The sequence below is a fragment of the Litorivivens sp. genome, from assembly GCF_041625495.1.
Classification (GTDB): domain Bacteria; phylum Pseudomonadota; class Gammaproteobacteria; order Pseudomonadales; family Spongiibacteraceae; genus Litorivivens.
The window spans coordinates 1-2,944 of record NZ_JBFJTH010000268.1; the positions used below are offsets into that span (position 1 = coordinate 1).

Annotated in this window: 2 protein-coding genes and 1 pseudogene; all 3 read left to right on the plus strand. The window is 58.0% G+C overall.

Annotated features, from left to right (window positions below; translation table 11 throughout):
• Positions 1-148 (plus strand): annotated as a pseudogene (locus ABYP39_RS18255) (ornithine carbamoyltransferase); the annotation flags it as partial.
• A 123-nt stretch (positions 149-271) separates the two neighbouring features.
• A complete protein-coding gene (locus ABYP39_RS18260) occupies positions 272-1,330 on the plus strand; it encodes an ABC transporter ATP-binding protein (protein WP_372749738.1) in 1,059 nt (352 codons plus the stop codon).
• 448 nt (positions 1,331-1,778) lie between these two features.
• The coding region (locus ABYP39_RS18265) for an ATP cone domain-containing protein (protein ID WP_372784058.1) at positions 1,779-2,944 on the plus strand (1,166 nt) is incomplete at its 3' end.

Here is a 2,944-nt window from a genome sequence, read left to right on the forward strand (position 1 = left end):
TATGCACTGCCTGCCCGCCCATCGCGGCGAGGAAATATCGGCAGAGCTGATGGATCGGCCGGACTCCGTCATCTGGGACGAAGCCGAAAACCGGCTGCACGCGCAGAAGGCGCTGATGGAATTTCTGTTGCTTGAGGCGGCGAAGTAGGCCATGAACGCGCCGGGAACTGTCAGCCCGCCATCGCTGGCAAAGCCAGCTCCCACGCGCAGCGGGGGCGCTTGTTGCCTATTGCCAATGAGCCCCCACTAGCAGCACAAACGGCGGACCCCCATGCTCCAGCTTAAAAACATCCAATGCCAGTACGACGGCGAGCCCGTCATTAACGATATCAACTTCCACGTTAATGAAGGCGACATCTGCTGTCTGCTCGGGCCAAGCGGTTGCGGCAAAACCACCGCACTGCGTGCTATCGCGGGTTTTCAGTCGATCAGCCAGGGCGAAATCTGGCTGGGCGACACCCTGCTGAGCAAGCCCGGCTTTTCTCTAGCACCGGAGCAGCGCAAGGTTGGCATGGTATTTCAGGACTACGCCCTCTTCCCCCACCTCACCGTAAAACAAAACATCTGCTTTGGCTTTCGCAAGAAAAGTGCCGCCGAACAGAATCGCATCGTCGGTCGTCTGCTGGAGCTGGTGCGCCTGAGCGGGGTGGAAAATCGCTACCCTCACGAACTCTCCGGCGGCCAACAACAGCGCGTTGCCCTGGCCCGGGCTCTGGCGCCGGCGCCGCAACTGCTGCTGATGGACGAGCCTTTCTCCAACCTCGACGCAGAACTACGCAAAAGTCTTAGCCTGGAAGTGCGCGACATTCTCAAGGACCTCGGTATCAGCGCCATTCTGGTCACCCACGATCAGGAAGAAGCCTTCGCCTTCAGCGACCATATTGGCCTGCTCTACCACGGCGCGCTGCAGCAGTGGGACACCCCGTTCAACCTCTACCACGAACCCGCCAACCGGCTGGTGGCGGAATTTATCGGTCGCGGCCGCTTTCTCCCCGGCATTGTGACCGGCCCCAACAGCATTAACACCGAGCTGGGCGACCTGCACGGCAACCGCGCCTACCCCTGGCAGGAAGGCTCACCGGTAGATGTGCTGCTGCGCCCGGATGACATCATTCTCAGTGACTTTGGCGGCATCGCCGCCACGGTAGAAAAGAAAGTGTTCAATGGCGGCGCCACGCTCTACAAACTGGCCCTACCCACCGGCAGCACCGTAGAAGCCCTGCTCCCCAGCCACCGGGATTTTCAGATTGGCGAAACCATCACCATCGAAGCCGACGTGGAACACCTCATCGCCTTCCACAAAACCGAACCCGTTGCGGCGACCGCCTGACCAACACCCTTGTAAACATCATAAGACTTATACTGCTTATAAGAACTCCGTATAAGGCGGTTTTTTGCACCATGTTGACACTGCTCAGCTGAAAAGTGGCCATGCCGGGAGGCTGCAGGTTAGCACCCGCCCACCTTTAAGTTATCCACAGCTTTCCCACACGCAATCCCCAATATTTAGTGCTTGCACATACACTAAAACCGCACTATCTTGTGTCCTTGACTGCGGGGCCACACCAGATGGCACTACCAGTCTCCGGGGTGAAAACTATAAGATCGAGGCTTTTCGCAACGAGTTCGTCAACGATCATTACCACTTCCCCGAAGATTGTCGCAGGCAGGTAGTTGGATCAAGCCGTAAGCGGTACCGTGTTTTTCAACATTCCAGATGTTGTAGTCAACAGACAGTCACACACTAGATATAGATAGCCAAAACGTCCGGAGAGACCATGCAAACCCACGAACAACAAAGCCCCCAACGCGCCGCTCAACAGCCGCCCAACGTCCCCTCCAGCGCCGAAATTCAGGCAACGGCACCGGGCCAGCTGCGCGTTATTAAACGCAACGGCACCGTCGTACCCTATACCGACGACAAAATTTCAGTGGCTATCACCAAGGCGTTTCTGGCGGTGGAAGGCGGCAATGCAGCCGGCTCTACCCGCATACACGAAACCGTAGCCAAGCTGACATCACAAGTGAGCGCCACCTTCAAACGCCGCATGCCCTCCGGCGGCACTATCCACATTGAAGATATTCAGGATCAGGTAGAACTGGCCCTGATGCGCAGCGGCGAACACAAAGTGGCTCGCGATTACGTGCTGTACCGCGCCGCCCGCGCCGAAGAGCGCAAGAAGGCCCAGCCCGAAGAAAAGGCTCACCCCTCCATTCGCGTCACCCAGGAAGATGGCTCCCTGACCCCGCTGGATCTGGGTCGCCTGGAATTCATCGTTAACGAAGCCTGCGAAGGCCTCGCCGATGTCAGCGCCAAAGCGGTACTCGACGAAGTACTGAAAGGTTTGTATGACGGCGTGGCTGCCCACGAGGTGAACACCTCTCTGGTTATCGCCGCCCGCTCGCTGGTGGAAAAAGAACACAACTACAGCTACGTTACTGCCCGCCTGCTGCTGGACAAACTGCGCGCCGAAGCACTCAACTTCCTCGGCATTGCCGAAAGCGCCACCCAGCACGATATGGTCGAGTACTACCCCAAAGCACTGGCTGCCTATATTGAAAAAGGCATTGAGCTGGAACTGATCTCGCCGGAACTGCGCGATTACGACCTGGTGCGTCTGGGCCAGGCCATCAAGCCCGAGAACGACAACCAGTTCAACTACCTCGGTCTGCAAACCCTGTACGACCGCTACTTCATTCACAGCAACGATGTGCGCATCGAACTGCCGCAGATTTTCTTCATGCGCGTCGCGATGGGTCTGGCGACCCGCGAAGACGACAAGAACGCCCGCGCCATCGAGTTCTATGAACTGCTGAGCTCCTTCGATTACATGAGCTCCACCCCGACCCTGTTCAACTCCGGCACCCTGCGTCCGCAGCTCTCCAGCTGCTACCTGACCACCGTGCCCGACGATCTGCACGGCATCTACGGCGCCATTCAAGA